Origin of the sequence: Maritimibacter sp. HL-12, from assembly GCF_900177545.1 — a bacterium.
Taxonomy (GTDB): domain Bacteria; phylum Pseudomonadota; class Alphaproteobacteria; order Rhodobacterales; family Rhodobacteraceae; genus Sinisalibacter.
The window spans coordinates 3,504,595-3,529,332 of the sequence record NZ_FXBQ01000001.1 but is presented as its reverse complement, the minus strand read 5'-3'; the positions used below and the strand labels follow the sequence as shown (position 1 = coordinate 3,529,332).

Here is a 24,738-nt window from a genome sequence, read left to right as displayed (position 1 = left end):
CGACTTCGCAACCAGTTGTGTGTGGGTTCAGTCGCGCCGCCGTCGCCCGCGCCGCTCGCGCACCGCGCCGGCCCCGTCGTCGCCGGTGCCATCCGAGGCGGAGGAGAACGCCCCGAGACGGGCAACGATCTCGTCGAGTGTCGGCTTGGCGTCGGATCTCGGGCGGGTTTCCAGTGCCGCGCGCATCGCCACCAGATGGTCGGGCGTGGTGCCGCAGCAGCCGCCGATGATCCGCGCGCCGCAGTCGCGCGCGAGCACGGCATAATCGGCCATCAGCTCGGGCGTGCCGTCATAGTGGATGTGGCCATGAACGTATTTCGGAATGCCGGCGTTGCCCTTGGCGATGATCGGCCGTTCGCTGCCGGAGGCAACGAAGCCGAGCACGGTGCGCAACAGGTCCGAGGCCCCGACACCGCAATTGGCGCCGTAGCCGATCGGCGGGTTGGGCAGGGTTTCAACGAGGGCGGCGAGTTCGGCGGAGGTCAGGCCCATCATCGTGCGCCCCGCGGTGTCGAAACTCATGGTGCCGCACCACGGCATCCCCGCCAGTTCGGCGGCGCGTGCGGCGGCGCGGTATTCGTCGCCAGCCGAGATCGTCTCGACCCAGAGCACGTCGGCCCCGCCCGCCTTCAGCCCCTCGGCCTGTTCGTGGAACATTTCCACGGCGCGCTCGAAGGTGAGCGGACCCATCGGCTCCATGATCTCGCCGGTGGGGCCCATCGAGCCCGCCACCACCACGGTGCGCCCGGCCTTGTCGGCCACCTCGCGGCCAAGCTCGGCAGCGATCCGGTTCAATTCGTGCACGCGGTCCTGGGCATTGTGCAGCTTGAGCCGGGCGGCGGTGCCGCCGAAGGAATTGGTCAGGAAGATATCCGACCCGGCATCGACCGCGCCCTTGTAGAGCGCGCGGATCTTGTCGGGTTCCTCGACGTTCCACATCTCCGGCGCGTCGCCCGAGGTCAGCCCCATGTTGAACAGGGTGGTGCCGGTGGCACCGTCGGCCATCAGCCAGTCATTTTCCTCGAGCAGGCGGCTCAGCGCATCCTGTGTCATGCCGGGGTCTCCTCTGGCTTGCCTCGCGCGCCTAGGTGCCATGAAAGCGCGCGCGGCGCAAATCGCAAAGCTGCATGATGATCATGAGGCGAAGGCAGGTCTGGAAAAGGGGTGCGAAAATGGCAAAAGCGCGCGGAGAAAGCCCGCGCGCCTGTCGATCCGTTGCCGGCCTCGCGGTTGGCTCAGATCTCGCTCAGAACCTGCTCGCGCGCGAGGGCAAGAAATTCGGCGCGCTTGGCCCGGATCTCCTCGGCGGAGGTCTTGTCGCCAAGATCGCCCGCGACCTTGCGCACGACGTCCTCGTGGCCGGCTTCCTCGAAATCGGCCTTGATCACCTCGGCGGCATAGGCAGCGGCGGCGTCGCCGGACTTGCCCAGTTTTTCGGCGGCCCAGAGCCCGAGCAGCTTGTTGCAACGTGCCTCGGCCTTGAAGTTCAATTCCTGATCATGCGCGAACTTGTTCTCGTAGGCATTTTCGCGATCGTCGAAGGTGGTCATGGATGCAGCCCTCAGATTCCGTTCTTGGCCACCATATGCCCTCGCCACGGCTTTCAGGCAACCCCAAGTGCATCCAATTCGCCGGGGCGAAGCGACGGCAGGGCTTGCGGCGCGGGCGCCGCTTGCGGGGAACGGGGCATTGCACTATACGCGCGGCATCAGGGCCCGGCCTCGGGCCCGGCGCGACGGAAGGCACCCCATGGCACGACGCAAGAAGATCTACGAAGGCAAGGCAAAGATCCTGTACGAAGGCCCCGAGCCGGGCACGCTTGTTCAGTATTTCAAGGATGATGCCACCGCTTTCAATGCCGAGAAGCGGGCCACGATCGAGGGCAAGGGGGTGCTCAACAACCGGCTCTCCGAGTTCTTCATGACCGGGCTGTCCAACATCGGCGTGCCGAACCATTTCATCAAGCGGCTCAACATGCGCGAGCAGTTGATCCGGCAGGTCGAGATCATCCCGCTCGAGGTTATCGTGCGCAATTTTGCCGCGGGCAGCATGGCCAAGCGCCTCGGTCTGGAAGAGGGCACGCCGCTGCCGCGCCCGATCGTCGAGTTCTCCTACAAGGACGACGCGCTCGGTGATCCGCTGGTGCCGGAGGAATACATCATCGCCTTCGGCTGGGCCTCGCAGCAGGACATGGACGATATCGTCGCGCTGGCGCTCAGGGTGAACGATTTCCTCACCGGGGTGATGTTCGGCGTCGGCATCAAGCTCGTCGATTTCAAGATCGAGATCGGCCGGATCTGGGACAACGACTACATGCGCCTGATCGTCGCCGACGAGATCAGCCCCGACTCGTGCCGCTTGTGGGATATCGAGACCGGCCAGAAGCTCGACAAGGACGTGTTCCGCCGCGATCTCGGCAACCTGACCGACGCCTATACCGAAGTGGCCCGCCGGCTCGGCGTTCTGCCGTCGAACGTGACCCATGCCGCAAAGCCGCACGTGATCAACTGACCGGGGCAATGAGATCGGTGTTCAGTCCCAACGCAAGCCGCAGGAGGCGATCTTGAGAGTGTGTTTCCCACACGCGGGGCAACGATAACCGCTGCCTTGGGGATACTCGTCGATGAACGCCAATCCTTGCCGCGTGACTTCAGTCATCGTCATGGAAATAAGCTCTGGTCGATCGTTCGAGTATGCAAGGACAATTCTTTCCAAAGCAGGAGACAAGATCACACCGTGATTCAGGCAATCGGCATGATACCCGCAGGGGCAATCAGCGTTGCTTCCTATGCCGGGCATGTTAGCAGCCTCCCGCGGATTTCTGGGCCGGGGCCGGTTTCACCCCTCGGATTTCGCATGCGATCTTCAGGAAATGAATTTTCTGGTCGTTCTTGATGTTTGTTCCCAAGTACCACCCGTCGACAAGCTTCACTGAGTGATTCAATGCGAGATCCGGACGCAATGGATAAACATCGATCCGTTGTCGCGCCAGATGGCACCTTTCCCGCCCCATTAGTTTCGGTGCCAAAGCCGAAAAGAACAAGTCCGGTGAACGGCCTGCGAGTGAACGAAGATCCAAAACAAGCGCGTCGATGGCGCTTGTGCTCCTGTCTGTACCACGCACCGCCGCCAATAGGCGCGAGTTGAAGTATCGAGGAATGGCCTGTTCGTCCGGGGGCGCCTCGGGGGTCTCCTGCCTGAACTCAGAACTCACAACTTGCGGCAAGCCGTTGTCGAACTCGATGTTCAGATAGAGGTTCCCGCGAAGCGGAGACGTCTGAGGATACGCGATGTTCAGCATGTCCAAACTCCCTTTTCTTTCGATTTGCGAAGAAGCTGTTTTGTTGCTCGTCTGCGGCAATGATAGCCGGTGATGATCTGGCCGCTCTCCACAACGATACGCTTGCCGACAAGGTGCCTGACGCGCTCAAGAAGTTTTTTCATCTCCGCTTCGAATGCCAGATAGTCGCGCTCCAGAACCATGAACCCTTCGTGTGTTTCGCTACCGATCATAAGCAGCAAAGACGTGTCGCACTCACGGAATGATCGCTGCGAAAAGCGGGTTCTGGCGTGTTGGGTCAATTCAAGGTCGGTCATCTTGTTCACCTCCAATCGTGGAAAGAAATTGTGCCAAGAACTTGCTTGCCTCATCCTGTACCCGCTGCGCTTCCTGCCTGAGCCACTGGGCTCTTGCCTCATCGGCTTCGGCGGGCCGCAGTTCTTTTGGCAATTTTCCTAGATCGACGATTCCTTGGGCAACGCAGGCAGCTAGTTTCTCATCGCCTTTTGCGATCTTTCGGGCCTCCTCATGAAACATCGAGAACGCCGGGACATTCTCGATGTGAATATCTTCCTCAACTTCTAGATGTACGGCGTCTTTGTCCGTTAGCGCGCCCGCGAGCCAGTGAAGATACTTGAAAAATGGATTCTGTGTTGGCTGGTCATAGCCAAATTCGAAAGCGTCGTTGCCAACGCACTCCCCGAAGATGTCTCGGCGTTTGATCGAACTTTCCTCGTCGATCAGGCCTTCTTCCGCCCTGTCGGAGCGCAAGTACGATGAAAAGCCATTTGCCATCTCGTTAAGTGCGTCAATGTGGTGTTCGGCCTCTCGAATGATGCGGCGCCTGTAGTCCAGGCTTCCCTCCGCAATGAGCGTGAACAACAGAGGCGCGAGTTCGATGATTTGCGTTTGGGTCACACCATACCTACGGTTTGCGATGAGGAACGCATTTCGGGTGCGCGCCGAGACATCCGCACCGACACGCGAACGTGGGCTGGTGGTGACCCGCTTGGTGTCTTCCATCGGTGCCTCACCGGTCAGCACTTCGACGGAGACATTCAACTCTTTTGCGATTTGGTGAATGGTTGTTATCGAAGGCTTGGACTTGCCCTTTGTCCAACGCCCGACGGATTTCGCGGAAACCTTCAGGTTCCGTGCAAGCTTGGCGTTTGTGTAGCCCCTTCGCGTGATCAGGGCTTTCAGTCTTTGTGCGTCGATTTTCATTGTCTCCGGCTCCGATGCAATTCGCGTGTGCTAGAAGAGTGGACCTAAATGAGGAACATATAAAGGGGACATAAGAGGTCAAAAGGGTATTACTCCGCATAGAAGTGCATATCGCTATGGCGAAATGGGGACATATGGGGACATTTCCGCATTCGCGAAAAACGTCCGATCCACGGACCGGCAGAAAATGAGTCGCGGATACGATTCGCTTCAAATTCTGGCGCCTGTCGTCACTTGCATGTATGACGGCCCCGAAAAGCCATATCGCCCGGGGAATCGAAGGAGCCGCGCCCATGAAAGTCCGTGTCGATGTCATGCTGAAGACCGGGGTGCTCGACCCGCAGGGCGAGGCGGTGCGCCATGCGCTCGGCTCGCTCGGGTTTGGCAACGTGAACGCTGTCCGACAGGGCAAGGTGATCGAGCTCGACCTTGATACCGAGGACGCCGCCGCCGCCGAGGCCGAGGCCACCGAGATGGCCGAGAAGCTGCTCGCCAACACCGTGATCGAAAGCTACGCCGTGAAGGTGCTGGGCTGATGCGCGCGGCTGTCATTGTTTTTCCCGGCTCCAACTGCGACCGCGACATGGCGGTGGCTTTCGAGCGGGCGGGCGCCGATGTCCGCATGGTCTGGCACAAGGATGATCATCTGCCCGAGGGCACCGACATCGTCGGCGTTCCGGGCGGGTTTTCGTTCGGCGATTATCTGCGCTGCGGCGCGATTGCCGCGAAGTCGCCGATCAGCCGCTCGATTGTGGCCCATGCCGGGCGGGGCGGCTACGTTCTGGGCGTGTGCAACGGCTTCCAGGTGCTGACCGAGACCGGGCTTCTGCCGGGGGCATTGATGCGCAATTCAAATCTCAAGTTCATCTGCAAACCCGTTGATCTGACTGTGGCAACGGCCTCCAGCGCCTTCACCTCGGCGTATCGGCAGGGGCAGAATGTCACGGTGCCGGTCGCGCATCATGATGGCAATTACCAGCTCGACGAGGCCACGCTTGCCCAGCTTGAGGCGGAAGACCGCATCGCCTTTCGCTATGTCGACAATCCCAACGGTTCCACCGCCGATATCGCCGGGGTGCTCTCGGCCAACCGGCGGGTGCTGGGGATGATGCCGCACCCCGAACGGGCGATCGACCCGGCCCATGGTGGCACCGACGGGGTGGCAATGTTCCGCTCGTTGGCCGAGGCGCTTGTCTCGGCCTGACTTGTGAGGCGCGGCGCGCCGAGTGTATCCTCGCGCCATGGCCCTGACCAACCCGCCAGTGCGAAGCGACCAATCTGACGCCGCGATCCCGCCGCCGCAGCGGCTTTCGCTGCGCGCGCGGCTGGCGCTCGTCGTGCTGATATCGCTCGCGGTGGCGACGGTCTGGATCTCGAACGAGTGGCTCACCGCGCGCTACACCGAAACCACCCGGTCGCGCGCCGAACTCAGGCTCGCGCTGTATTCCGGCAACCTGATCAGCGAGCTTCAGCGCAATTCGGTGGTGCCGCTGCTGCTCTCGCGCGACCCGGCGCTGATCGGTGCCCTCAGTTCGAGCGACTATGCCACCTCGTCCCAGCGTCTGATCTCGTTTCGCGACGAGATCGGTGCCGCCTCGCTGATGCTGCTCGATACCGACGGGCGGATCGTGGCCGCGACCACGCGCGAGAGCCTCGGCGGCTCCAGCCGCCTTGCGCCCTATTACATCGAGGCGCTGCGCTCCTCCGACACGGTGTTCACCACCACCCGGACCGAAACCGGGGCCTATGGCTTCGCCTATGCCCGCAAGATCGCCAGCGGCGGCCTCAACCTCGGGGTGATCGTGGTGGAGGTCGATCTGGCGAAGTTCGAGCAGAGCTGGGCGGGGATTTCCGACGCGGTGCTGGTGAGCAATTCGGAAGGCAACATCATCCTGTCCACCGAACCAAGGTGGCGCGGGCTCTCCGAGGCAGAGGCCTTTTCCACTGTCGAGCCCCAAACCGCCATCGCCCGCGCGGTGCAGGCCACCGCCTCCTGGGCCTCGCTGCCGGCGGAAGCCCTGTTCAGCGGCGACGATGTGCTGCGGCAGGATGCGCGGATCCCGTTCCAGGGCTGGCGGATCACCTCTTTCACCACCTATTCCTCGGTGCGCGAGCGGGTCAATGGCGTGCTGGCGCTCGAAATCATGGGGTTTGCGATCCTGCTCGCCTTCACCTTCTACCTGATCAGCCGGCGCGCCACGTCGCGCTCGCTTTTGTTCCAGCTCGAATCGGCCGAGTTGCGCCAGCTCAACGCGGCGCTGAGCCGCGAGGTGGCCGAGCGCCAGAAGGCGGAGGCGAACCTGCAGGTGGCCGAGCAGACGCTGGCCCAAAGCTCCAAGCTCGCGGTGCTGGGCGAAATGTCGGCCGCCGTCAGCCACGAATTGAACCAGCCGCTCGCGGCGATGAAGACCTACCTCGCCGGGGCCAAGCTCCTGTTACAGCGCAAGCGGCCGGAGGAGGCGCTGTCGAGCTTCCAGCGGATCGACGATCTGATCGAGCGGATGGGGGCGATCACCCGGCAGCTCAAGTCCTACGCCCGCAAGGGCGGCGATGCCTGCACCCCGCTCGACATCCGCGAAAGCGTATCGGCCGCGCTTGGCATGATGGAACCACAGCTCAAGCGCCGGCAGGTGCGCATCACCCGCAACGTGCCGCGCGCGCCGGTGATGGTGATGGGCGACCGGCTCCGGCTCGAACAGGTTCTGATCAACCTGATGCGCAACGCGATCGACGCAACCAAGGCCGTCGATGCGCCGCAGGTCGACATCCTGCTCACCGCCGACGAGAAAAGCGCGCGGATCTCGGTGCGCGACAACGGCCCCGGGGTGGAGGATCTGGAGCAATTGTTCGAGCCGTTCTACACCACCAAGCAGCCCGGCGATGGCGTCGGACTCGGGCTGGCGATCTCCTCGGGCATCGTCGCCGATCTCGGTGGCCGCCTGACCGCGCGAAATGCGACAACAGGGGGGGCTGTATTCGAAGTGGAATTGCCTATCTTCAAGGAAGAAGCGAAAAACGATGTGACGGGCGTCGAAGCGGCCGAGTGAGCCGCGAATGTCCGACCGGGGGGATAGCCCGGGGTAATGCGGCCCGAAGGGGGCCAGAGGGTAAAGACCATGGCACAGGCTATGAAAATCGCGATCGTCGATGACGAACAGGACATGCGCCAATCCATCAGCCAGTGGCTGGCGCTCTCGGGATTCGATACCGAAACCTTTCCCTCCGCCGAGGAGGCGCTCAAATCGGTCGGCCAGGACTACCCCGGCGTGATCATCTCCGATATCCGCATGCCCGGCATGGACGGGATGCAGTTTCTGAAAAAACTCATGAGCGTCGACTCGTCGCTCCCGGTGATCATGATCACCGGCCATGGCGACGTGCCGATGGCGGTCGAGGCGATGCGGGTCGGAGCCTACGACTTCCTCGAAAAGCCTTTCAACCCCGACCGGATGACCGAGCTTGCCAAGAAGGCCACCCAGGTCCGGCGGATGACGCTCGACGCCCGCGCGCTGCGCCGCGAACTGGGCGACGGCGGCACGATCATGAAAAAGCTCGTCGGGGCCAGCCCGGTGATGGAACGGCTGCGCGAGGATATCCTCGATCTCGGCCAGGCCGACGGCCATGTGCTGATCGACGGCGAGACCGGCACCGGCAAGACCCTCGTGGCCCATGCGCTGCACGCGGTGGGGGCGAAGGCAGGGCGCAAGTTCGTTGTGGTTCGTCTGGCCGGGCAGGATGAAGAGGCGCTGGGGGCAAAGCTCTTCGGCCCGATCGAGGAGGGCGGCCAGCAGCCCTTCGTCGAGCAGGCCCGTGGCGGCACCCTGGTGCTCGAAGATATCGAGGCGCTGCCGATGAGCCTTCAGGCACGGCTCCTGGCTTGGATGAACGACCAGGGCACCCCGCCCGAAACCCGCGTGGTGGCGATCTGCAACTTGCAGGAAGGCGGGCGCACCTGCGAGGATTGCCTCAGGCCCGACCTGTTCTATCGCCTGGCGCAGATGAAGATCACCCTGCCGCCGCTGCGTGCGCGCGGCGAAGACATCCTGATGCTGTTCACCCGGTTCGGCGACCAGTTCGCGGAGGAATACGGCTGTGCCGCGCCCGCGGTGAGCGCGCAGGAGGCGGCCCAGTTGCTGCAGGCACCGTGGCCCGGCAACATCCGCCAGTTGATCAACATCGCCGAGCGGGCGGTGCTGCAATCGCGCCGTGGCTCGGGCACGATCTCGTCGCTGCTGATGAACGATCATGACGACGTCGAGGGCGCGACGATGACGACCGAGGGCAAACCGCTCAAGGAATACGTCGAAGCCTTCGAGCGGATGCTGATCGACAATACGATGCGCCGCCACAAGGGCTCGATCGTGGGGGTCATGGACGAGTTGTGCCTGCCGCGCCGAACCCTCAACGAGAAGATGGCCAAATACGGGCTGCAGCGCTCGGACTACATCTGAGAGCGGGCGCGCGGCGCGGGGTGCGCGCCGCCATTTCCAGCGGTGAGATCGTGACGGGGCAGGGCCGCGCTCAGCCCCGGCCGAGCCGGGCCGCTTCGCGCGCCAGCGTCTCGATCCCGGCCCAGTCTCCCGCCGCCATCGCCGCTTTCGGGGCCACCCAGCTCCCGCCCGCGCAGAGCACGTTGGGGAGCGAAAGGTAATCCTCGGCATTGGCCGGGGTCACGCCGCCGGTCGGGCAGAACCGGATCGCGGGCAGGGGCGAGGCGAGCGATCTGAGGAACGCCGCGCCGCCCGCCGCCTCGGCAGGGAAAAACTTCAAAACCGAATAGCCGCGCTCGAACAGCCGCATCGCCTCGGAGGCGGTGGCCGCGCCGGGCAGCAGCGGCAGGTCATGCGCCTCGGCCGCATCGAGCAATGCATCCGTGGCACCGGGCGACACCCCGAAGCGTGCGCCCGCGTCCTTGGCCCGCTTCACGTCGTCGGCGGTCAGCAGGGTGCCCGCGCCGACCACGCCGCCCGGAACTTCGGCCATGGCGGCGATCACGTCGAGCGCCGAGGCGGTGCGCAAGGTGACTTCCAGTGCGGGCAACCCGCCCGCCACGAGGGCGCGCGCGAGCGGTGCGGCATGGGCCACGTCATCGACCACGAGCACCGGCACGATCGGGGCGAGGCGGCAGATCTCTTCGGTTTTTCGGCTGGCGTCCTGTGGTGTCATGCGGTTCTCCCTAGACGACGACGGCGGCGCCATCGGTGGCGAGGCCGACATTCTGGCGGAATACGTCGAACAATTCGCGCCCGATGCCCGCGCGGTTGGCGCTCAGATCGGCCCTGATCGGGGTGCGGTCGTCGAAATCGTCTTCGAGAACCTCCAGTGTTCCGGCCTGCGCATCGAGCCGCACCCGGTCGCCGTCACGCACCTTGGCAATCGGCCCGCCGTTTGCCGCCTCGGGCGAGACATGGATCGCCGCAGGCACCTTGCCCGACGCGCCCGACATCCGGCCATCGGTGACGAGGGCAACCTTGTGGCCGCGGTCCTGCAAGACCGCGAGGGTGGGCGTCAGCCCGTGCAACTCGGGCATGCCGTTGGCGCTGGGGCCCTGGAAGCGCACCACCACCACCACGTCGCCGGTGAACTCGCCCGCCTTGAACGCGGCCTTCACGCTCTCCTGGTCGTGGAACACCCGTGCCGGGGCCTCGATCACCTGCCGCTCGGGCGCGACGGCAGACACCTTGATCACGCCTTGCCCGATGTTGCCCGCAAGCTGGACAAGGCCACCCGAGGGCTGGAACGGATCGGCGGCGGGGCGCAGGATCTTGTCGTTCAGGCTGTCGCGCGGGGCGGGTTCCCATGTCACCCTGTCGCCGTCCAGTTTTGCCTCGCTGGCATAGGCCTTGAGCCCGCCGCCCGCCACGGTCCTGGTATCGGGATGCAGAAGCCCCGCGTCGAGCAGGTTGCCGATCATGTAGCCAAGCCCGCCGGCGGCGTGGAAATGGTTCACGTCCGCCAGCCCGTTGGGATAGACCCGCGCCAGCAGCGGCGTGATCGCGGAGATCTCGGCGAAATCCTCCAGCGTCAGCTCGACCCCGGCGGCGCGCGCCATGGCGACGAGGTGGAGCACGAGGTTTGTCGAGCCGCCGGTCGCCATCAGCCCGACGATGCCGTTGGCGAAGGCCTTCTCGTCGAGCACGTCCGCCACCGGGGTGAATTCGTTGCCGAGCGCGGTGATCGCCAGCACCCGGCGCGCGGCCTCGGCAGTGAGCGCCTCGCGCAACGGCGTGCCGGGATTGACAAAGCTCGCACCGGGCAGGTGCAACCCCATGAATTCCATCAGCATCTGGTTGGAATTGGCGGTGCCGTAGAAGGTGCAGGTACCGGGGCCATGATAGGCCGCCATCTCGGAGGCCATCAACTCCTCGCGGCTGGCCTCGCCGGTGGCGAAGCGCTGGCGCACCTTGGCCTTGTCGTCGTTCGAGATGCCGGAGGTCATCGGCCCGGCGGGCACGAAGACGGCGGGGATATGCCCGAAGGTGGCGGCGGCGATCACGAGGCCGGGCACGATCTTGTCGCAGATGCCGAGATAGAGCGCTGCATCAAAGGTGTTGTGGCTGAGCGCGACGCCGGCGGCGAGCGCGATCACGTCACGCGAGAACAGGCTGAGTTCCATGCCGGTCTCGCCTTGCGTGACCCCGTCGCACATCGCCGGAACCCCGCCGGCGACCTGCGCCGTGGCGCCCTCGGCGCGGGCGGTGGCCTTGATCAGGTCGGGGTAGTCCTTGTAGGGCGCATGGGCCGAGAGCATGTCGTTATAGGCGGTGACGATGCCAATGTTGGGGGCACGACCCTTGGCCAGCGCGCCTTGGTCGGCACCGGCCCCGGCATAGGCGTGGGCCTGGTTGGAACAGCTCAGGTGCGCCCGGCGCGGGCCGTTGTCGGCGGCGCGCGCGACGCGCTCGAGATAGGCGGCACGGCGGGCTTCGGAACGGGCAATGATGCGCTGGGTGATCCGGTCAAGCTCGGGGTGGAGGGTCATCGGGGCGGTCCTTCGTCGTCTGCGGGGCTATGCAACCGGGCACGGGAACTTGCCGGGGAGGTAGCACAGGGATTTAGCGCTAACAATACCCGACGCCGGCCGGCATCGGCCAATATTCGCGATAATACCGCCAGTTTTCCGCAGTTCCGCCGCATTTGGTCAACAATCTCGCGAGCAACGAGACGCGTGAAAGAAGCTGGAGGAAACCATGACAATGATCCGCGCAGCCCTGGTGCTGACCGCCGCCGCCCTGCTCTCTGCCTGTGCGGGGGGCGATATCGTCAGCCGAAATGCACTGGAAAGCTCGGGCCTTCTGAGTACCAAGCAGGTCGAGGGCCACGCCCCGGTGCCGCTCAACCCGTCCTACCGGGTGGTGGATGTGAAGGTCGAGGTGCCGGACGTGCTTACCTCGTCGGAACAGAACGGCATCAAGCCGCGCAGCGATATCCTGTGGCAGGAAGACCCGGCGGGCGACCGCCACGCCCAGGTGCGCGCGTTGATGACGGAGGCGCTTGAAGAGGGCGTGTCGGACATCACCGGCAGCCGCGACGTGGTGCTCGAAGTCGTGATGACGCGGTTCCACGCGCTCACCAAGCGCACCCGCTACTCGATCGGCGGTGAGCACGAGGTCTGGATGTTTGTCGCGGTGCGCGACGCCAGGACCGGCGAATTGCTGGAGCCTGCGCGCCGGATCGGCTTCGATCACCGGGTCAGCGCCGAGCAGGCGCTGGAGAACGAGGCGCAGGGGCTGAACCAGAGGCTGGAGATCACCGCGCTGGTCAAGGACATGATCCGCCAGGAACTCACTCGCCCGCGCGACTTTCTTCAAGGCTGAGGCAGGCAAAACCGACGAGCCGGGGCGCGCCGCAGGGTGTGCCCCTTTCGTTTGCGCTTTGCGTCGGGCGCGCGCTGGGGTAGGGGAGCGGCATGACCGATATTCGCCCCACCATCCGCCTCAAGCCCAAGGCCAACGCCCGCGCAATCCGCCATGGCGCGCCTTGGGTCTATGACAACGAGATCGTCACCGACCGACGCACCAAGGCGCTCGCCCCGGGCACCATCGCGGTGCTGGAGGACGAGGGCCGCATCCCCCTCGCCACCGTCGCCGTCACGCCGGCCTCGCGTATCTTCGCCCGCGTGCTCGACCGCGACCCCGCCGCCGAGATCGGCCCCGACTGGCTGCGCGACCGGATCGCGATCGCGCTGGCTCTGCGCGAACGGCTCTACGCCGCGCCCTTCTACCGGCTCATTCACGCCGAGGCCGACGGGTTGCCGGGCGTGGTGATCGACCGCTTCGGCGAGGTCGCGGTGATCCAGCCCAACGCGGCCTGGGCCGACCGGCTGATCGACGATCTGGCTGCGGCCTTGGTGTCGGTGACGGGGGTGAGCGTGGTGGTCAAGAACGCCGCCGGACGCGCCCGCGCGCTCGAAGGGCTCGACGACGTGAGCCTGGTGCTGATCGGGCAAGACCCGCAGGCGGTGGCGGTGCCGATGAACGGCGCGACCTACGTGGCCGACATTCTCGGCGGGCAGAAGACCGGGCTTTACTACGACCAGCGCCCGAACCATGCCTTCGCGGCGGGGCTCGCGCAGGGTGCGCGGGTGCTCGACGTGTTCTCCCATGTTGGCGGCTTTTCGCTCGCCGCGCTGGCAGGCGGTGCCGCGAGCGCGCTGGCGGTCGATGGCTCGGCCCCGGCGCTGGCGCTGGCCGAGGAGGGGGCGGCGCTGTCCGGTGTCGCCGACCGCTTCGCCACCCGCGCCGGCGATGCCTTCGCGGTGCTAGAGGCTCTGGCCGAGGAGGGCGCGCGGTTCGACATGGTGATCTGCGATCCGCCCGCCTTCGCGCCCGCGAAACCGGCGCTGGAGGCCGGGCTTCGGGCCTATGAGCGCGTCGCGCGGGCGGCGGCGGGTCTGGTGGTCGAGGGCGGCTATCTCGGCCTCTGCTCCTGCTCCCACGCCGTCGATCTGGCGCGGTTCCGCACCGCGTGCAACCGGGGGATCGGGCGCGCCGGGCGGTCGGCCCAACTGATCCACACCGGCTTTGCCGGACCCGACCATCCGCAGCACCCGCAGCTTGCCGAGAGCGGCTATCTCAAGGCGCTGTTCTACCGCCTGATCCCGTGAAGGTTCTGCTCGACGCCTGCGTGCTCTACCCCACGGTGATGCGTGAAGTGCTGCTCGGGGTGGCGGCGGAGGGGTTGTTCGAGCCGCTCTGGAGCCCGCGCATCCTCGAGGAATGGGCGCGCGCGGCGGCGAAACTGGGGCCAGGGCAGGAGGCGCTGGCGCGCGGCGAGATCGCGGCGGTCGAGGCGCGCTGGCCGCAGGCCTCGGTGCATCCGAAGGCGGGCGACGAGGCCCGGCTCTGGCTGCCCGACCCCAACGACGTGCACGTGCTCGCCGCCGCCATCGCCGGGTCGGCGGATCTGCTGCTCACCCTCAACACCAGCGATTTTCCGCGCCACACGCTGGCCGAGGAAGGCGTGACGCGCGAGGTGCCCGACCTGTTTCTGCGCGACTTGTTTGGTCAGAGCCCCGACGCGGTGGCGAAGGTCGCGCGCGCGGTGCAGGCCGAGGCCGAGCGGCTTTCGGGCGAGCCCTGGCCGATCCGGCGGCTGATGAAGAAGGCGCGGTTGCCGAGGCTGGGCAAGGCGCTGGAAGGATAGCTCCGGGACCGGCGCGATGCGCCTATTCGACCTGCCACCCCGCCTCGGCGGCCTCGATCGCGGCGATCCGGTCCTCGGCCTTGGGGTGGCTCAGGAACCACGCGGGCATTGCGCCCGCGCGCGCGGCGGTGAGCTGGTCGAGCTTGAGGAAAAGCGATTTCTGCGGGCCGGTGCCGATCCCTGCCTTGGTCAGCAGCGCCGAGGCATAGGCGTCGGCCTCGTATTCGTCGCCGCGCGAGAGCCGGGCGGCGAGCAGGCTGGCCACGAGACCGGCGATATAGACGCCAATCCCCGGCAGGAAACGCGACAGCACCATGCCGAGCGCGGTGCGCAGCGCGTTCTGGCCGGAAAAGTCGATCATCCGCCGCCGGGCATGGCCGAGGGCGACGTGGCCGAGTTCGTGGGCGATCACGCTCGCCATCTCCTCTGCGCTTACCCGGCCTTCGCGGTATTGCTGGTAGAAGCCGCGGGTGATGAAGATCCGCCCGTCCGGCGCTGCAAGGCCGTTGACCGGCTCGACCTCGTAGATGTGCACGCGGATACGGTCGAGATCGAGCGCACGCGCCATCCGGTCGGTGAGCGTCTTGAGACGCGGATCGGCCAGTTCGGTCGATTTCGAATCCAGCTCGTGGCCCAGCCGCCAGGCCGAGAACCGATACATCACCAGCGCGTAAAGCACCGCGAGCAATATGGGCGTGAACTTCAACATGCTCCCAATATGGGGCACGGGCAGGGCACGGGGAAGGGGTCAAACGCCAGCGAGCCGCCCCGGCGGGGACGGCTCGCGCGCATGTGAGCTTTGACGTGGTCGGGTTCAGCGATCCTCGACGTCGATATAATCGCGGCGGGTTTCGCCGGTGTAGAGCTGGCGCGGGCGGCCGATCTTCTGGTTCGGGTCGCTCAGCATTTCCTTCCACTGCGAGATCCAGCCCACGGTGCGCGACAGCGCGAAGATCGGGGTGAACATCGAGGTCGGGAAGCCCATCGCCTCGAGGATGATGCCGGAATAGAAATCGACGTTGGGGTAAAGCTTCTTGTCGACGAAGTAGGAATCTTCCAGCGCGATCCGCTCAAGCTCCTTGGCAACCTGGAGCGTCGGGTTGTTCTCGATGCCGAGCAGGCCGAGCACCTCGTCGGCCGATTCCTTCATCACCTTGGCGCGCGGGTCGAAGTTCTTGTAGACCCGGTGGCCGAAGCCCATCAGCCGGAACGGATCGTCCTTGTCCTTGGCGCGGGCGATGAATTCGGGGATGCGGTCGACGGTGCCGATCTCCTTGAGCATTTCGAGGCAGGCCTGGTTGGCGCCGCCATGTGCCGGACCCCAGAGGCAGGCGATCCCGGCGGCAACGCAGGCAAAGGGGTTGGCCCCCGAGGAGCCGGCAAGGCGCACCGTCGAGGTCGAGGCATTCTGCTCGTGATCGGCGTGGAGGGTGAAGATCCGGTCCATCGCCCGGGCGAGGATCGGGTTGACCTCGTAATCCTCGGCCGGCACCGCAAAGCACATGTGCAGGAAGTTGGCCGCGTAATCGAGGCTGTTCTTGGGGTAAACGAAGGGCTGGCCGATGGAATACTTGTAAGCCATCGCGGTGATCGTCGGCACCTTGGCGATCATCCGGATCGCGGCGACTTCGCGCTGCCAGGGGTCGTTGATGTCGAGCGAGTCATGGTAGAAAGCCGAAAGCGCGCCGACCACGCCGACCATCGTCGCCATCGGGTGGGCGTCACGCCGGTAGCCCGAGAAGAACTTCAACAGTTGTTCGTGCACCATGGTGTGACGGGTTACGCGAAACTCGAAGGCCTCGGCTTCCTCGGCCGTCGGCAGGTGGCCGTAGAGCAGCAGGAAGCAGACCTCGAGGTAATGCGACTTTTCCGCCAGTTGCTCGATCGGGTAGCCGCGATAGAGCAGTTCGCCTTCCTCGCCGTCGATGAAGGTGATCGCGCTTTCGCAGGACGAGGTGGAGGTAAAGCCCGGATCATGGGTGAAAACCCCGGCCTGGGCGTAGAGTTTGCCGATGTCGATCACGTCGGGGCCGACGCTGGGCGAATACATCGGCAGTTCAAGCTCCTTGCCGGCGAAACTGAGCTTCGCGGTTCCCGTCTGGTCTGGCATGCGCGTCCCTTTCTCTTGAGCCCGTCCCGATTGGCAGGCAGATTATTCGGCGGCTTCCTCCAGCCGGGCGATGGATTCATCGCGGCCGAGAAGCAGCATCATGTCGAAGACGCTGGGAGTGACGGCCCGACCAGCGAGGGCAGCGCGCAGCGGTGCGGCGAGCTTGCCGAATTTGGTGCCATGCGCCTCGGCAAAGCCGTTCAGAACGGTTTCCAGCGTGTCGCGTTCCCAGCTAGCAGTTTGCAACTGCGGCGTCAATTGCTTCAGTATACTACGGGATACATCATCCAGCGCCGCCGCTGCCTTCTCGTCCCGTTCGATGGGGCGCGACGTGAGCATAAATCGCGCCTTTTCAAGAATTTGCGGCAAGGTCTTCGCGCCCTGGCTGAGCATGGGCATGGCCCTGACAAGCGCCCGTGCCTCCGGCGCTGAGAGTGGCCGCCCGCCCACCGCGTCGAGGTAATCCTGCAGTTGCGAAACCAGCTCCGCGGGTGGCGTCATGGCGATGTGCTGGCCCGAGATGTGATCGAGCTTCTTGAAGTCGAACCGGGCCGCGCCCTTGCCGATGCCGCCGAGATCGAACCAGGCGATCGCCTGGGCGTCGGTGAACACCTCGTCGTCGCCGTGGCTCCAGCCGAGCCGGGCGAGATAATTGCGCATCGCGCTCGCGGGGTAGCCCATCGCTCGGTACTCCTCCACCCCGAGCGCGCCGTGGCGCTTGGAGAGCTTCTTGCCGTCGGGGCCATGGATCAGCGGAATATGGGCGAAAACCGGCGCGTCCCAGCCCATCGCGGTGTAGATCTGCATCTGGCGCGCGGCGTTGTTGAGGTGGTCGTCGCCACGGATGATATGCGTCACCCCCATGTCGTGATCGTCCACCACCACCGCCAGCATGTAGGTCGGCGTAGCGTCGGAACGTAACAGCACCATGTCGTCGAGTTGGTCGTTGCGGAACGTCACCCGGCCCTGCACCTTGTCGTCGATCACGGTTTCGCCCGCATCCGGTGCCTTGAGGCGGATCACGAAGGGCGCGTCGGGGTGGCTTGCCGGATCGGCATCGCGCCAGGGGCTTGCATAGAGCGTCGAGCGCCCGGCGGCCTTCGCCTCGTCGCGGAAGGCGGCGATCTCGCCTTGCGTGGCGAAACACTTGTAGGCATGGCCTTTGGCTAGCATCTCGCGGGCCACCTCGGCATGGCGTTCGGCGCGTTCGGCCTGGCTGACGGCGGGGCCATCGTGGTCGAGTCCGAGCCATTCCAACCCGCGCAGGATCGCCGCGGTCGCCTCCGGGGTGGAGCGCGCAAGGTCGGTATCCTCGATGCGCAGCAGGAACCTTCCGCCCCGGCCGCGGGCATAGAGCCAGTTGAACAGCGCGGTGCGCGCGCCGCCGATGTGAAGATAGCCGGTGGGCGACGGAGCAAACCGGGTGACGACTGGGGTATCGGCCATGCGCGCGTTAACCTTTTGGAAACCATGTTTGAGCTAGCTTGGCGAGGTCTAATCGCTCACGAGGGAGAGAACAAGGGTGACCCCGCTGGCCCGCCTGTCCGGGCGGCTGGAGCGGCTTTCGGGGCGGCTCCTGCTGTTTGCGCCCGTCTGCCTCGGGGCGGGGGTCGGCAGCTACTTCAGCCTGCCCGAAGAGCCGGGCCCGCTGGCCTGGACGCTCATCACCCTCGCCGCCGCCGGTCTCGCGGCGCTCGCCTGGCACTTCCGGCGCAGCCGCTTCGCCGGGCTTTCGTTCCTTGCCGCGGGTGCGGCGGTGGTGCTCGCGGGGCTGCTGGTGGCCGGGCTGCGCAACGAGACCGTGCGCGCCCCGGTGCTCGAATTCCGCTACTACGGCCCGGTCGAGGGCCGGGTGGTGAAGATCGACCGTTCCGCCTCCGAGGCCGTCCGCCTCACCCTCGACCGGGTCCGGCTCGACCGCGTCGCGCCCCGGCGCATTCCCGAACGGGTGCGGGTCTCGCTGCACGGGGTGCAGGGCTACCTGGACCCCGAGCCGGGTCAGCGGGTGGCGATGACGGCCTTTCTCTCCGGCCCCGAAGGCCCGGTGGAACCCGGCGGCTTCGATTTTCGCCGCATGGCGTGGTTCGAGCGGATCGGCGCGGTCGGCTACACCCGCGCCCCGGCCTTGCTGCTCGCGCCCCCCGAGGGGCGCGGCGAGGTGCTGGTCTCGCGGCTGCGGGCGCGGATCTCGGCCTGGGTTCTGGAGGTGCTGCCAAACGAGGCGGGCACCTTTGCGACCGCGATCACCACCGGCGACCGCTCGGCGATGAACCGCGAGACGGTCGAGGCGCTCAGGGGATCGAACCTCGCGCATCTGCTGGCGATCTCCGGGCTGCACATGGGGTTGCTCACCGGCTTCGTCTTCACTGCCCTGCGCTATGCGCTGGCGCTGGTGCCCGGGCTGGCCGACCGCCTCGCGATCCGCAAGGTCGCTGCGGTGGTGGCGCTGCAGGCGGGGGCGTTCTACCTCGCGCTCTCGGGCGGCAACGTCGCCACCGAACGCGCCTTCATCATGGTCGCGGTGATGTTCGGCGCGGTGCTGATGGACCGGCGCGCGCTCACCCTGCGGGCGGTGGCGCTGGCGGCGCTGGCGATCCTGCTGGTGCAGCCGGAATCGCTGACTTCGCCGGGGTTCCAGATGTCGTTCGCCGCGACCACGGCGCTGGTGGCGGTGTTCGGGTATTTGCGCGACTGGCCGGCCTGGAACCCGCCGCGCATCCTGCGCGGTCCGGTCTCGCTCGTGATCGCCTCCAGCGTCGCGGGGATCGCCACCGCGCCCTTCGCGGCGGCGCATTTCAACATCGTCTCGCATTACGGGTTGCTCGCCAACCTCGCCGCGGTGCCGGTGATGGGCACGCTGGTGATGCCGCTCGCGGTGCTGGCGGCGGTGCTGGCACCGCTGGGGCTGGGCTGGCTCGCGCTCGAGTTCATGCAATACCCGATCCTGTGGATCCTGACGGTGGCGCGCTTCGTGACCGGGCTCGATGGTGCGGTCGGCCACGTGCCGAGCCCCGGGCCCGAGGCGCTGCCACTGATCACGATCGGGGGGCTGGCGCTGGTGCTGCTCGCCGGGCGCTGGCGGCTTGCCGGGATCGCCCCGGTGGTGCTGGCGCTGGGGCTCTGGGCCGGGGCCGAGCGTCCGGCGGCGCTGATCAGCCCGGGCGGCGGTCTGGTCGGGGTGTTGACCCCGGAGGGGCGGGTGCTGTCGAAGCCGCGCGGCGATGGCTTCGCCGCCCGGGTCTGGCTCGAGAACGATGGCGACCCGGTCGCGCAGGATGTGGCCCATGCACGGCGCGGGTTCCGCGGCGAGGCCGGGGCGCGGGAGATCGAGATAGGTGGTCTGCGGGTTGTCCATCTGACCGGCCGCGGCGCGCGTGAGCGTGTTGCCGGGGCCTGCCTGCACGCCGATCTGGTAGTGCTGTCGATGACGGCGGACGCGGTGCCGACAGGCTGCCGCCTTTTCGACGAAGCCGCGCTGGAGGCAACCGGGGCGCTGGCGCTTTATCCGGACGGGACAGGATTTCGCGTGGTGAGCGCTACCGAGCGCAGCGGGGCGCGGTCATGGACCGGGCGATGAGCGAGGCGGCGAACCCCGCCCCGTTCCGCAATCGCCGCGCCTCAATAGGTGCGGATCAGCCCCACCAGCTTGCCCTGCACCTCGACCTGGTCGGACCTGAGCAGGCGCGTCTCGAACGCCGGGTTGGCGGCTTCCAGCATCACCATGTCGCCCGACTTGCGGTAGCGTTTCAGCGTGGCCTCGTAGCCCTCGACCTGCGCCACCACGATATCGCCGTTCTCGGCCACCGAGGTTTCGCGGATGATCACCACGTCGCCGGAGTTGATCCCGGCGTCGATCATCGACTCGCCCTTGACCTCAAGCGCGTAGTGCTTGCCCGCGCCTGCCACCATCGCGCCCGGCACCGCCACATGCTCGGCACCATCGGTGATCGCCTCGATCGGTGTGCCCGCGGCGATCCGGCCCAGAAGCGGCAGTTCCATCGCCTGCGCTTCGCCCAGGGGCATCGCGCCGGCCGGGGTGCGGCTCGGCCGGTCCCCGGCAATCACCCGCGGCTCGAACCCGGCCTTGCCGGAGGGATCGAGCGCATCGGGCAATTTCACGATCTCGATCGCGCGGGCGCGGTGCGGCAGGCGGCGGATGAACCCGCGTTCCTCCAGTGCCGTGATCAGCCGGTGGATGCCCGATTTCGAGCGCAGATCGAGCGCCTCCTTCATCTCGTCGAAGGAGGGCGGCACGCCGTCGCGCGACAGCCGCTTGTTGATGAAATCGAGAAGATCCAGTTGCTTGCGCGTCAGCATGTGCTCGCCTCTTTGCTGTTGCGGCCCGGGGTCTGCCTGTGACGGTGCGCCCTGGCCGCTTTGCGGGATATCGCTCCACGGTGGAACGGTTCAGGTAATGTTCTACCCACGTTCCCGTTTCGTGTCAACGGCTTGGATCAGATCTCGACGAAGTCCACGCTTTCGCCGGTCTTGCGGGGGCCATCGTTCGCAGGCCGCACAAGCAGCGCGTCGGCCCGGTGCAGGATGGTGAGCAGCGAGCTGTCCTGCCGGGGCAGCGGGCGGATCGTGCCCGCGTCGAGTGCCGCGCGCATGTAGTGTTCTCGCGGGCCGTTCTCCGGCAGGTCTTCGGCGAGCAGGGCGCTCAGGCGCGGCGCGGGCGCGGCGCCGAGACCAAGCATGGCGCGGATCATCGGAAGGATGAAGATCACGCCGCAAACCAAGGAAGAAACTGGATTTCCGGGCAGGCCGATCAAGGTGGCATCGCCCATCCGGCCGGCCATCAACGGCTTGCCGGGGCGCATCGCAACCTTGTAGAAACTCTGTTCCATGCCAAGCTCGGCGGCCACCGGCCCGACGATATCATGATCGCCCACCGAGGCGCCGCCGATGGTCACCACGAGGTCGGCACCTTGCGCCAGTTCGAAGGCCGCGCGCAGGCTCTCGGCAGTGTCGCGCGCGATCGGCAAGAGCCTGGCCCGCGCGCCGGCGGCTTCGAACATCGCCTTCAGCCCGAAGGCGTTGGAGGCGATGATCTGGTCCGGCCCCGGCTCCTCGCCGGGCATCACCAGTTCGTCGCCAGTGGCGATCAGGGCGACGCTCGGCTGGCGCGTCACGGTGACCGCGCCCGCGTTCATCGCCGCGATCAGCGCGAGGTCGCGCGGACCGAGCACGCGCGGGGCCTCGACCCGGTCGCCAATGGTGAAATCGGTGCCCGCGGGGCGCACGTAGGGGCCCCGGTCGAGCTTGCGCGCGAGGGTGATCAGATTGCCGTCGCGGGTCACGTCTTCCTGGATGATTACCCGGTCGGCGCCCACCGGCACCGGCGCGCCGGTGAAGATCCGCACCGCCTGACCGGGGCCGACACTGCCCTCGAAGCGCACGCCCGCGCGGCTCTCGCCGATCACCTTGAACATCGCTTCGGGATCGGCCTCGACGCCTTTCAGGGCGTAGCCGTCCATCGCCGAGGCGGCAAAGGGCGGCTGGTTGCGCGCCGCAACCACCGGCTCGGCCAGCACCCGGCCCGCCGCGTCCGCCAGCGCCACGCGCTCGGTGCCAAGCGGGGCCGCCAGCGCAAAGAGATGGTCGAGGGCTTCGGAAACGGTGATCATTCGGCGCGAAACTCTCCCGATTTGCCGCCGGATTTCGCCAGCAGCCGCACGCCCTCGATGCGCATGCCCTTCTCGGCCGCCTTGAGCATGTCGTAGACGGTGAGCGCGGCGGTGGTGACGGCGGTGAGCGCCTCCATCTCGACGCCGGTCTGGCCCGCAGTGCTGACCGTGGCGGTGATCCGCACGCCGGGGAGGGCGGCGTCGGGTTCGAGATCGAGCGCGACCCGGGTGATCGGCAGCGGGTGGCACAGCGGGATCAGATCGGCGGTCTTCTTCGCACCCATGATGCCCGCGAGCCGGGCCACGCCGAGCACGTCGCCCTTCTTTGCGCTGCCCGCCTCGACCAGCGCCAGCGTCTCTGGCGTCATGATCACCAGGCCCTCGGCCACGGCCTCGCGCGCGGTCACCGGCTTTTGCGAGACATCGACCATGTGCGCCTGCCCGGCGGCGTCGAAATGGGTGAGCTTGTCGGTCATGTCAGCACCGGGTCGGCAAGGATCGCGCGGGTGGCGGCCTCGACGTCGTCCTGCCGCATCAGGCTTTCGCCGATCAGGAAGGCGCGCGCGCCGACGGCGGCCATGTCGGCGAGGTCGGCGGGGGCGAAAAGCCCCGATTCGCACACCAGCAGCCGGTCGCTCGGCGCGCGTGCGGCGAGGTCGCGGGTGGTGTCGAGGCTCACCTCGAAGGTCTTGAGGTTGCGGTTGTTGATGCCGAGAAGCGGCGAGCGCAGCCGGGTGGCGCGCTCGAGTTCCGCCGCGTCATGCACCTCCACGAGCACGTCCATGCCCCAGCCGAAGGCCGCATCCTCAAGCTCGGCGGCCTGGGCGTCGGAAACGCTGGCCATGATGATCAGGATGCAATCCGCGCCGAGGCTGCGGCTCTCCGCCACCTGCCATGGATCGTAGAGAAAATCCTTGCGCAGGGCCGGCAGCGCGGTCGCGTCGCGGGCGGCGACGAGATAGGCGTCGGTGCCCTGGAAGCTGGGCGTGTCGGTGAGCACGGAAAGGCAGGTGGCCCCCCCCGCCGCGTAGGCGCGCGCCAGCGCCGGCGGGTCGAAATCGGGGCGGATCAGCCCCTTCGAGGGGCTCGCCTTCTTGATCTCGGCAATCAGGCCGTAGCCGGTTTTCGTGGCCGCCTCCAGCGCGCGGGCGAAGCCGCGCACCGGACTCGCGGCGCGGGCATCGGCCTCGACCGCACTCAGGGGCCGGGCGGCTTTGCGCGCGGCCACGTCTTCGAGCTTGTAGGCCTTGATCCGGTCGAGAACATTGGTCATGGCGAGGGTTTTAGGCCCGCGCCCCGCCCGGCGCAACCGCTCACGCGCAGCGGCGGGGTCGGGGCGCGAAAAACGGCGGGTGGGCGGGGACGATCCGCGCGCGCCCCGCATGCTTCTTGGGTCCGAAAATACCTTCGGGGGGTGAATTGGCCGTCCGGCCAAGAGGGGGGCAGACAGCCCCCCTTTGCCCGCCCGCCGCAGGCGCGGCCGCCCTATTTCAGGATCGAATGCCCGGCATAGAGCGCGGTCTCGCCGAGCATTTCCTCGATGCGGATGAGCTGGTTGTATTTCGCCAGCCGGTCCGAGCGGGAAAGCGAGCCGGTCTTGATCTGGCCGCAGTTCGTCGCCACCGCGAGATCGGCGATGGTGGCGTCCTCGGTCTCGCCAGAGCGGTGGCTCATCACGTTGGTGTAGCGCGCGCGGTGGGCCATATCCACGGCGCGCAAGGTTTCCGAAAGCGTGCCGATCTGGTTGACCTTCACCAGCATCGAGTTGGCCACGCCCGCCTCGATCCCGCGCGCCAGCCGCTCGGGGTTGGTGACGAAAAGATCGTCGCCCACCAGTTGCACCTGGTCGCCGAGAACCTCGGTGAGGGTGGCCCAGCCGTCCCAGTCGTCCTCGGCCATGCCGTCTTCGATCGAGAAGATCGGGTAGTCGTTCACCAGCGCCTGCAGGTAGGCGACGTTCTCGTCGGATGACAGCGACAGGCCTTCGCCCTTCATCTCGTATTTGCCGTCACGGTAATACTCCGTCGAGGCCGCATCGAGCGCGAGGAAGATGTCCTCGCCGGGCTTGTAGCCCGCTTTCTCGATGCTCTTGAGGATGAAATCGAGCGCTTCACGGGCCGAGCTGAGGTTGGGCGCAAAGCCGCCTTCGTCGCCGATGCCGGTGTTGTAGCCCGCCGCCGAGAGTTCTTTCTTCAGCGTGTGGAACACTTCCGCGCCCATCCGCACCGCGTCGCGGATATTGCCGGCGCTCACCGGCATGATCATGAATTCCTGGATGTCGATCGGGTTGTCGGCGTGTTCGCCGCCGTTGATGATGTTCATCATCGGCACCGGCAGAACCCGCGCCGAGGAACCGCCGACGTAGCGGTAGAGCGGCAACGAGGAAAACTCCGCCGCCGCCTTGGCCACCGCAAGGCTCACGCCGAGGATGGCATTGGCGCCGAGGCGGGCCTTGTTGGCGGTGCCGTCGAGCTCGATCATTGCCGCGTCGATCGCTTCCTGCTCGGTGGCGTCGATGCCCACCAGCGCCTCGGCAATCTCGCCATTGACCGAGGCGATGGCTTCGAGCACGCCCTTGCCGCCATACCGGCTCTTGTCGCCGTCGCGCTTTTCATGCGCTTCGTGCACGCCGGTGGAGGCGCCGGAAGGCACCGCGGCACGGCCCTCGGTGCCGTCTTCGAGGATCACGTCGACTTCCACCGTGGGGTTGCCGCGGCTGTCGAGAATTTCGCGGGCGAAAAGGTCGATGATGGTGCTCATGGCGCTGGTCCTGTCTGGGGTGCGGTTCATCGCGGTCATACCGCGCGTGGGCCTGCGAGGGAAGGGGGCGCGCGCCGCGGTGCGGCGAAACC

At 66.6% G+C, this 24,738-nt stretch carries 25 protein-coding genes; 9 read left to right on the top strand and 16 right to left on the bottom strand.

Going from position 1 to position 24,738, the window contains the following annotated elements; genetic code table 11:
- Window positions 1–27: 27 nt before the first annotated feature.
- A complete protein-coding gene (gene bmt / locus B9Y97_RS17470; protein ID WP_085527952.1) occupies window positions 28–1,053 on the bottom strand; it encodes a betaine--homocysteine S-methyltransferase in 1,026 nt (341 codons plus the stop codon).
- A gap of 182 nt (window positions 1,054–1,235) precedes the next feature.
- A complete protein-coding gene (locus tag B9Y97_RS17465; RefSeq protein ID WP_085527951.1) occupies window positions 1,236–1,550 on the bottom strand; it encodes a DUF1476 domain-containing protein in 315 nt (104 codons plus the stop codon).
- A gap of 199 nt (window positions 1,551–1,749) precedes the next feature.
- On the opposite strand from B9Y97_RS17465, the gene purC reads away from it, so the two are divergent.
- Window positions 1,750–2,511, top strand: a complete 762-nt coding sequence (purC, locus tag B9Y97_RS17460) for a phosphoribosylaminoimidazolesuccinocarboxamide synthase (RefSeq protein ID WP_085527950.1) — start codon at window positions 1,750–1,752, stop codon at window positions 2,509–2,511.
- 21 nt (window positions 2,512–2,532) lie between these two features.
- On the opposite strand, the gene B9Y97_RS18405 is transcribed toward purC, so the two are convergent.
- From B9Y97_RS18405 to B9Y97_RS17445, 4 genes are all read right to left on the bottom strand, one after another.
- Window positions 2,533–2,664 (bottom strand): hypothetical protein, encoded by a 132-nt coding sequence (locus B9Y97_RS18405; RefSeq protein ID WP_254900955.1) that lies wholly within the window; start codon window positions 2,662–2,664, stop codon window positions 2,533–2,535.
- 136 nt (window positions 2,665–2,800) lie between these two features.
- Window positions 2,801–3,301 (bottom strand): hypothetical protein, encoded by a 501-nt coding sequence (locus B9Y97_RS17455; protein ID WP_085527949.1) that lies wholly within the window; start codon window positions 3,299–3,301, stop codon window positions 2,801–2,803.
- A complete protein-coding gene (locus tag B9Y97_RS18030; RefSeq protein ID WP_139828364.1) occupies window positions 3,295–3,597 on the bottom strand; it encodes a hypothetical protein in 303 nt (100 codons plus the stop codon). The genes B9Y97_RS17455 and B9Y97_RS18030 overlap by 7 nt, the downstream gene beginning before the upstream one ends.
- A complete protein-coding gene (locus B9Y97_RS17445) occupies window positions 3,584–4,504 on the bottom strand; it encodes a helix-turn-helix domain-containing protein (RefSeq protein ID WP_085527947.1) in 921 nt (306 codons plus the stop codon). Before B9Y97_RS17445 ends, B9Y97_RS18030 begins: the two co-directional genes overlap by 14 nt.
- Before the next feature lie 293 nt (window positions 4,505–4,797).
- Here B9Y97_RS17445 and purS point away from each other — a divergent pair, with 293 nt between their 5' ends.
- The 4 genes from purS to B9Y97_RS17425 all read left to right on the top strand — a co-directional run bounded on the left by purS (window position 4,798) and on the right by B9Y97_RS17425 (window position 8,955).
- Window positions 4,798–5,040, top strand: a complete 243-nt coding sequence (gene purS, locus B9Y97_RS17440) for a phosphoribosylformylglycinamidine synthase subunit PurS (RefSeq protein WP_085528331.1) — start codon at window positions 4,798–4,800, stop codon at window positions 5,038–5,040.
- Entirely contained in the window at window positions 5,040–5,708 is a 669-nt protein-coding gene (gene purQ / locus B9Y97_RS17435) for a phosphoribosylformylglycinamidine synthase subunit PurQ (RefSeq protein WP_085527946.1), read from the top strand. The genes purS and purQ overlap by 1 nt, the downstream gene beginning before the upstream one ends.
- A 37-nt stretch (window positions 5,709–5,745) precedes the next feature.
- Window positions 5,746–7,551 carry a sensor histidine kinase gene (locus tag B9Y97_RS17430; protein ID WP_085527945.1) on the top strand — a complete coding sequence of 602 codons (1,806 nt, stop codon included), beginning with the start codon at window positions 5,746–5,748 and terminating at the stop codon, window positions 7,549–7,551.
- Window positions 7,552–7,620: 69 nt separating this feature from the next.
- Complete coding sequence (locus B9Y97_RS17425) at window positions 7,621–8,955, top strand: sigma-54-dependent transcriptional regulator (RefSeq protein WP_085527944.1); 1,335 nt, start codon at window positions 7,621–7,623, stop codon at window positions 8,953–8,955.
- A gap of 70 nt (window positions 8,956–9,025) precedes the next feature.
- Here B9Y97_RS17425 and eda read toward each other — a convergent pair whose 3' ends face one another.
- Complete coding sequence (eda, locus tag B9Y97_RS17420; RefSeq protein ID WP_085527943.1) at window positions 9,026–9,670, bottom strand: bifunctional 4-hydroxy-2-oxoglutarate aldolase/2-dehydro-3-deoxy-phosphogluconate aldolase; 645 nt, start codon at window positions 9,668–9,670, stop codon at window positions 9,026–9,028.
- 10 nt (window positions 9,671–9,680) lie between these two features.
- A complete protein-coding gene (gene edd, locus B9Y97_RS17415; protein ID WP_085527942.1) occupies window positions 9,681–11,486 on the bottom strand; it encodes a phosphogluconate dehydratase in 1,806 nt (601 codons plus the stop codon).
- Window positions 11,487–11,694: 208 nt separating this feature from the next.
- Here edd and B9Y97_RS17410 point away from each other — a divergent pair, with 208 nt between their 5' ends.
- The 3 genes from B9Y97_RS17410 to B9Y97_RS17400 all read left to right on the top strand — a co-directional run bounded on the left by B9Y97_RS17410 (window position 11,695) and on the right by B9Y97_RS17400 (window position 14,149).
- Complete coding sequence (locus tag B9Y97_RS17410) at window positions 11,695–12,321, top strand: DUF6778 family protein (protein ID WP_139828363.1); 627 nt, start codon at window positions 11,695–11,697, stop codon at window positions 12,319–12,321.
- A gap of 92 nt (window positions 12,322–12,413) precedes the next feature.
- The gene (locus tag B9Y97_RS17405) at window positions 12,414–13,610 is read left to right on the top strand and encodes an RSP_2647 family RNA methyltransferase (RefSeq protein WP_085527940.1); all 1,197 of its coding nucleotides are present in this window, start codon (window positions 12,414–12,416) and stop codon (window positions 13,608–13,610) included.
- Window positions 13,607–14,149: an RSP_2648 family PIN domain-containing protein gene (locus B9Y97_RS17400; RefSeq protein ID WP_085527939.1), complete on the top strand. Its 543-nt coding sequence runs from the start codon at window positions 13,607–13,609 to the stop codon at window positions 14,147–14,149. Before B9Y97_RS17405 ends, B9Y97_RS17400 begins: the two co-directional genes overlap by 4 nt.
- Before the next feature lie 22 nt (window positions 14,150–14,171).
- Here the strand turns inward: B9Y97_RS17400 and B9Y97_RS17395 are convergent, their stop codons facing one another.
- The 3 genes from B9Y97_RS17395 to gltX form a co-directional block, all read right to left on the bottom strand.
- Entirely contained in the window at window positions 14,172–14,858 is a 687-nt protein-coding gene (locus tag B9Y97_RS17395; RefSeq protein ID WP_085527938.1) for a M48 family metallopeptidase, read from the bottom strand.
- 105 nt (window positions 14,859–14,963) lie between these two features.
- Window positions 14,964–16,259 (bottom strand): citrate synthase, encoded by a 1,296-nt coding sequence (gltA, locus tag B9Y97_RS17390; protein WP_085527937.1) that lies wholly within the window; start codon window positions 16,257–16,259, stop codon window positions 14,964–14,966.
- Between the two features lie 42 nt (window positions 16,260–16,301).
- Entirely contained in the window at window positions 16,302–17,705 is a 1,404-nt protein-coding gene (gltX, locus tag B9Y97_RS17385; RefSeq protein WP_085527936.1) for a glutamate--tRNA ligase, read from the bottom strand.
- 76 nt (window positions 17,706–17,781) lie between these two features.
- On the opposite strand from gltX, the gene B9Y97_RS17380 reads away from it, so the two are divergent.
- Window positions 17,782–19,836 (top strand): ComEC/Rec2 family competence protein, encoded by a 2,055-nt coding sequence (locus B9Y97_RS17380; RefSeq protein WP_085527935.1) that lies wholly within the window; start codon window positions 17,782–17,784, stop codon window positions 19,834–19,836.
- 41 nt (window positions 19,837–19,877) lie between these two features.
- On the opposite strand, the gene lexA is transcribed toward B9Y97_RS17380, so the two are convergent.
- The 5 genes from lexA to eno form a co-directional block, all read right to left on the bottom strand.
- Entirely contained in the window at window positions 19,878–20,576 is a 699-nt protein-coding gene (lexA, locus tag B9Y97_RS17375; RefSeq protein WP_085527934.1) for a transcriptional repressor LexA, read from the bottom strand.
- Between the two features lie 137 nt (window positions 20,577–20,713).
- Window positions 20,714–21,886, bottom strand: coding sequence for a molybdopterin molybdotransferase MoeA (glp, locus tag B9Y97_RS17370; protein ID WP_085527933.1), 1,173 nt, complete (start codon window positions 21,884–21,886; stop codon window positions 20,714–20,716).
- Window positions 21,883–22,362, bottom strand: a complete 480-nt coding sequence (moaC, locus tag B9Y97_RS17365; RefSeq protein WP_085527932.1) for a cyclic pyranopterin monophosphate synthase MoaC — start codon at window positions 22,360–22,362, stop codon at window positions 21,883–21,885. Before moaC ends, glp begins: the two co-directional genes overlap by 4 nt.
- Window positions 22,359–23,159, bottom strand: coding sequence for an indole-3-glycerol phosphate synthase TrpC (gene trpC, locus B9Y97_RS17360; RefSeq protein WP_085527931.1), 801 nt, complete (start codon window positions 23,157–23,159; stop codon window positions 22,359–22,361). The genes moaC and trpC overlap by 4 nt, the downstream gene beginning before the upstream one ends.
- A 212-nt stretch (window positions 23,160–23,371) precedes the next feature.
- A complete protein-coding gene (eno, locus tag B9Y97_RS17355; protein WP_085528330.1) occupies window positions 23,372–24,646 on the bottom strand; it encodes a phosphopyruvate hydratase in 1,275 nt (424 codons plus the stop codon).
- Between the last annotated feature and the right edge of the window lie 92 nt (window positions 24,647–24,738).

What these genes read in the sequence shown, in the direction of transcription:
- bmt (WP_085527952.1), bottom strand. Translation starts at nt 1,053, where the DNA reads ATGACACAGGATGCGCTGAGCCGCCTGCTCGAGGAAAATGACTGGCTG.
- purC (WP_085527950.1), top strand. Translation starts at nt 1,750, where the DNA reads ATGGCACGACGCAAGAAGATCTACGAAGGCAAGGCAAAGATCCTGTAC.
- moaC (WP_085527932.1), bottom strand. Translation starts at nt 22,362, where the DNA reads ATGACCGACAAGCTCACCCATTTCGACGCCGCCGGGCAGGCGCACATG.
- purQ (WP_085527946.1), top strand. Translation starts at nt 5,040, where the DNA reads ATGCGCGCGGCTGTCATTGTTTTTCCCGGCTCCAACTGCGACCGCGAC.
- lexA (WP_085527934.1), bottom strand. Translation starts at nt 20,576, where the DNA reads ATGCTGACGCGCAAGCAACTGGATCTTCTCGATTTCATCAACAAGCGG.
- eno (WP_085528330.1), bottom strand. Translation starts at nt 24,646, where the DNA reads ATGAGCACCATCATCGACCTTTTCGCCCGCGAAATTCTCGACAGCCGC.
- glp (WP_085527933.1), bottom strand. Translation starts at nt 21,886, where the DNA reads ATGATCACCGTTTCCGAAGCCCTCGACCATCTCTTTGCGCTGGCGGCC.
- purS (WP_085528331.1), top strand. Translation starts at nt 4,798, where the DNA reads ATGAAAGTCCGTGTCGATGTCATGCTGAAGACCGGGGTGCTCGACCCG.
- B9Y97_RS17445 (WP_085527947.1), bottom strand. Translation starts at nt 4,504, where the DNA reads ATGAAAATCGACGCACAAAGACTGAAAGCCCTGATCACGCGAAGGGGC.
- B9Y97_RS17405 (WP_085527940.1), top strand. Translation starts at nt 12,414, where the DNA reads ATGACCGATATTCGCCCCACCATCCGCCTCAAGCCCAAGGCCAACGCC.
- trpC (WP_085527931.1), bottom strand. Translation starts at nt 23,159, where the DNA reads ATGACCAATGTTCTCGACCGGATCAAGGCCTACAAGCTCGAAGACGTG.
- B9Y97_RS18405 (WP_254900955.1), bottom strand. Translation starts at nt 2,664, where the DNA reads ATGACGATGACTGAAGTCACGCGGCAAGGATTGGCGTTCATCGACGAG.
- B9Y97_RS18030 (WP_139828364.1), bottom strand. Translation starts at nt 3,597, where the DNA reads ATGACCGACCTTGAATTGACCCAACACGCCAGAACCCGCTTTTCGCAG.
- B9Y97_RS17455 (WP_085527949.1), bottom strand. Translation starts at nt 3,301, where the DNA reads ATGCTGAACATCGCGTATCCTCAGACGTCTCCGCTTCGCGGGAACCTC.
- B9Y97_RS17430 (WP_085527945.1), top strand. Translation starts at nt 5,746, where the DNA reads ATGGCCCTGACCAACCCGCCAGTGCGAAGCGACCAATCTGACGCCGCG.
- B9Y97_RS17410 (WP_139828363.1), top strand. Translation starts at nt 11,695, where the DNA reads ATGACAATGATCCGCGCAGCCCTGGTGCTGACCGCCGCCGCCCTGCTC.
- eda (WP_085527943.1), bottom strand. Translation starts at nt 9,670, where the DNA reads ATGACACCACAGGACGCCAGCCGAAAAACCGAAGAGATCTGCCGCCTC.
- B9Y97_RS17395 (WP_085527938.1), bottom strand. Translation starts at nt 14,858, where the DNA reads ATGTTGAAGTTCACGCCCATATTGCTCGCGGTGCTTTACGCGCTGGTG.
- edd (WP_085527942.1), bottom strand. Translation starts at nt 11,486, where the DNA reads ATGACCCTCCACCCCGAGCTTGACCGGATCACCCAGCGCATCATTGCC.
- gltA (WP_085527937.1), bottom strand. Translation starts at nt 16,259, where the DNA reads ATGCCAGACCAGACGGGAACCGCGAAGCTCAGTTTCGCCGGCAAGGAG.
- B9Y97_RS17425 (WP_085527944.1), top strand. Translation starts at nt 7,621, where the DNA reads ATGGCACAGGCTATGAAAATCGCGATCGTCGATGACGAACAGGACATG.
- gltX (WP_085527936.1), bottom strand. Translation starts at nt 17,705, where the DNA reads ATGGCCGATACCCCAGTCGTCACCCGGTTTGCTCCGTCGCCCACCGGC.
- B9Y97_RS17465 (WP_085527951.1), bottom strand. Translation starts at nt 1,550, where the DNA reads ATGACCACCTTCGACGATCGCGAAAATGCCTACGAGAACAAGTTCGCG.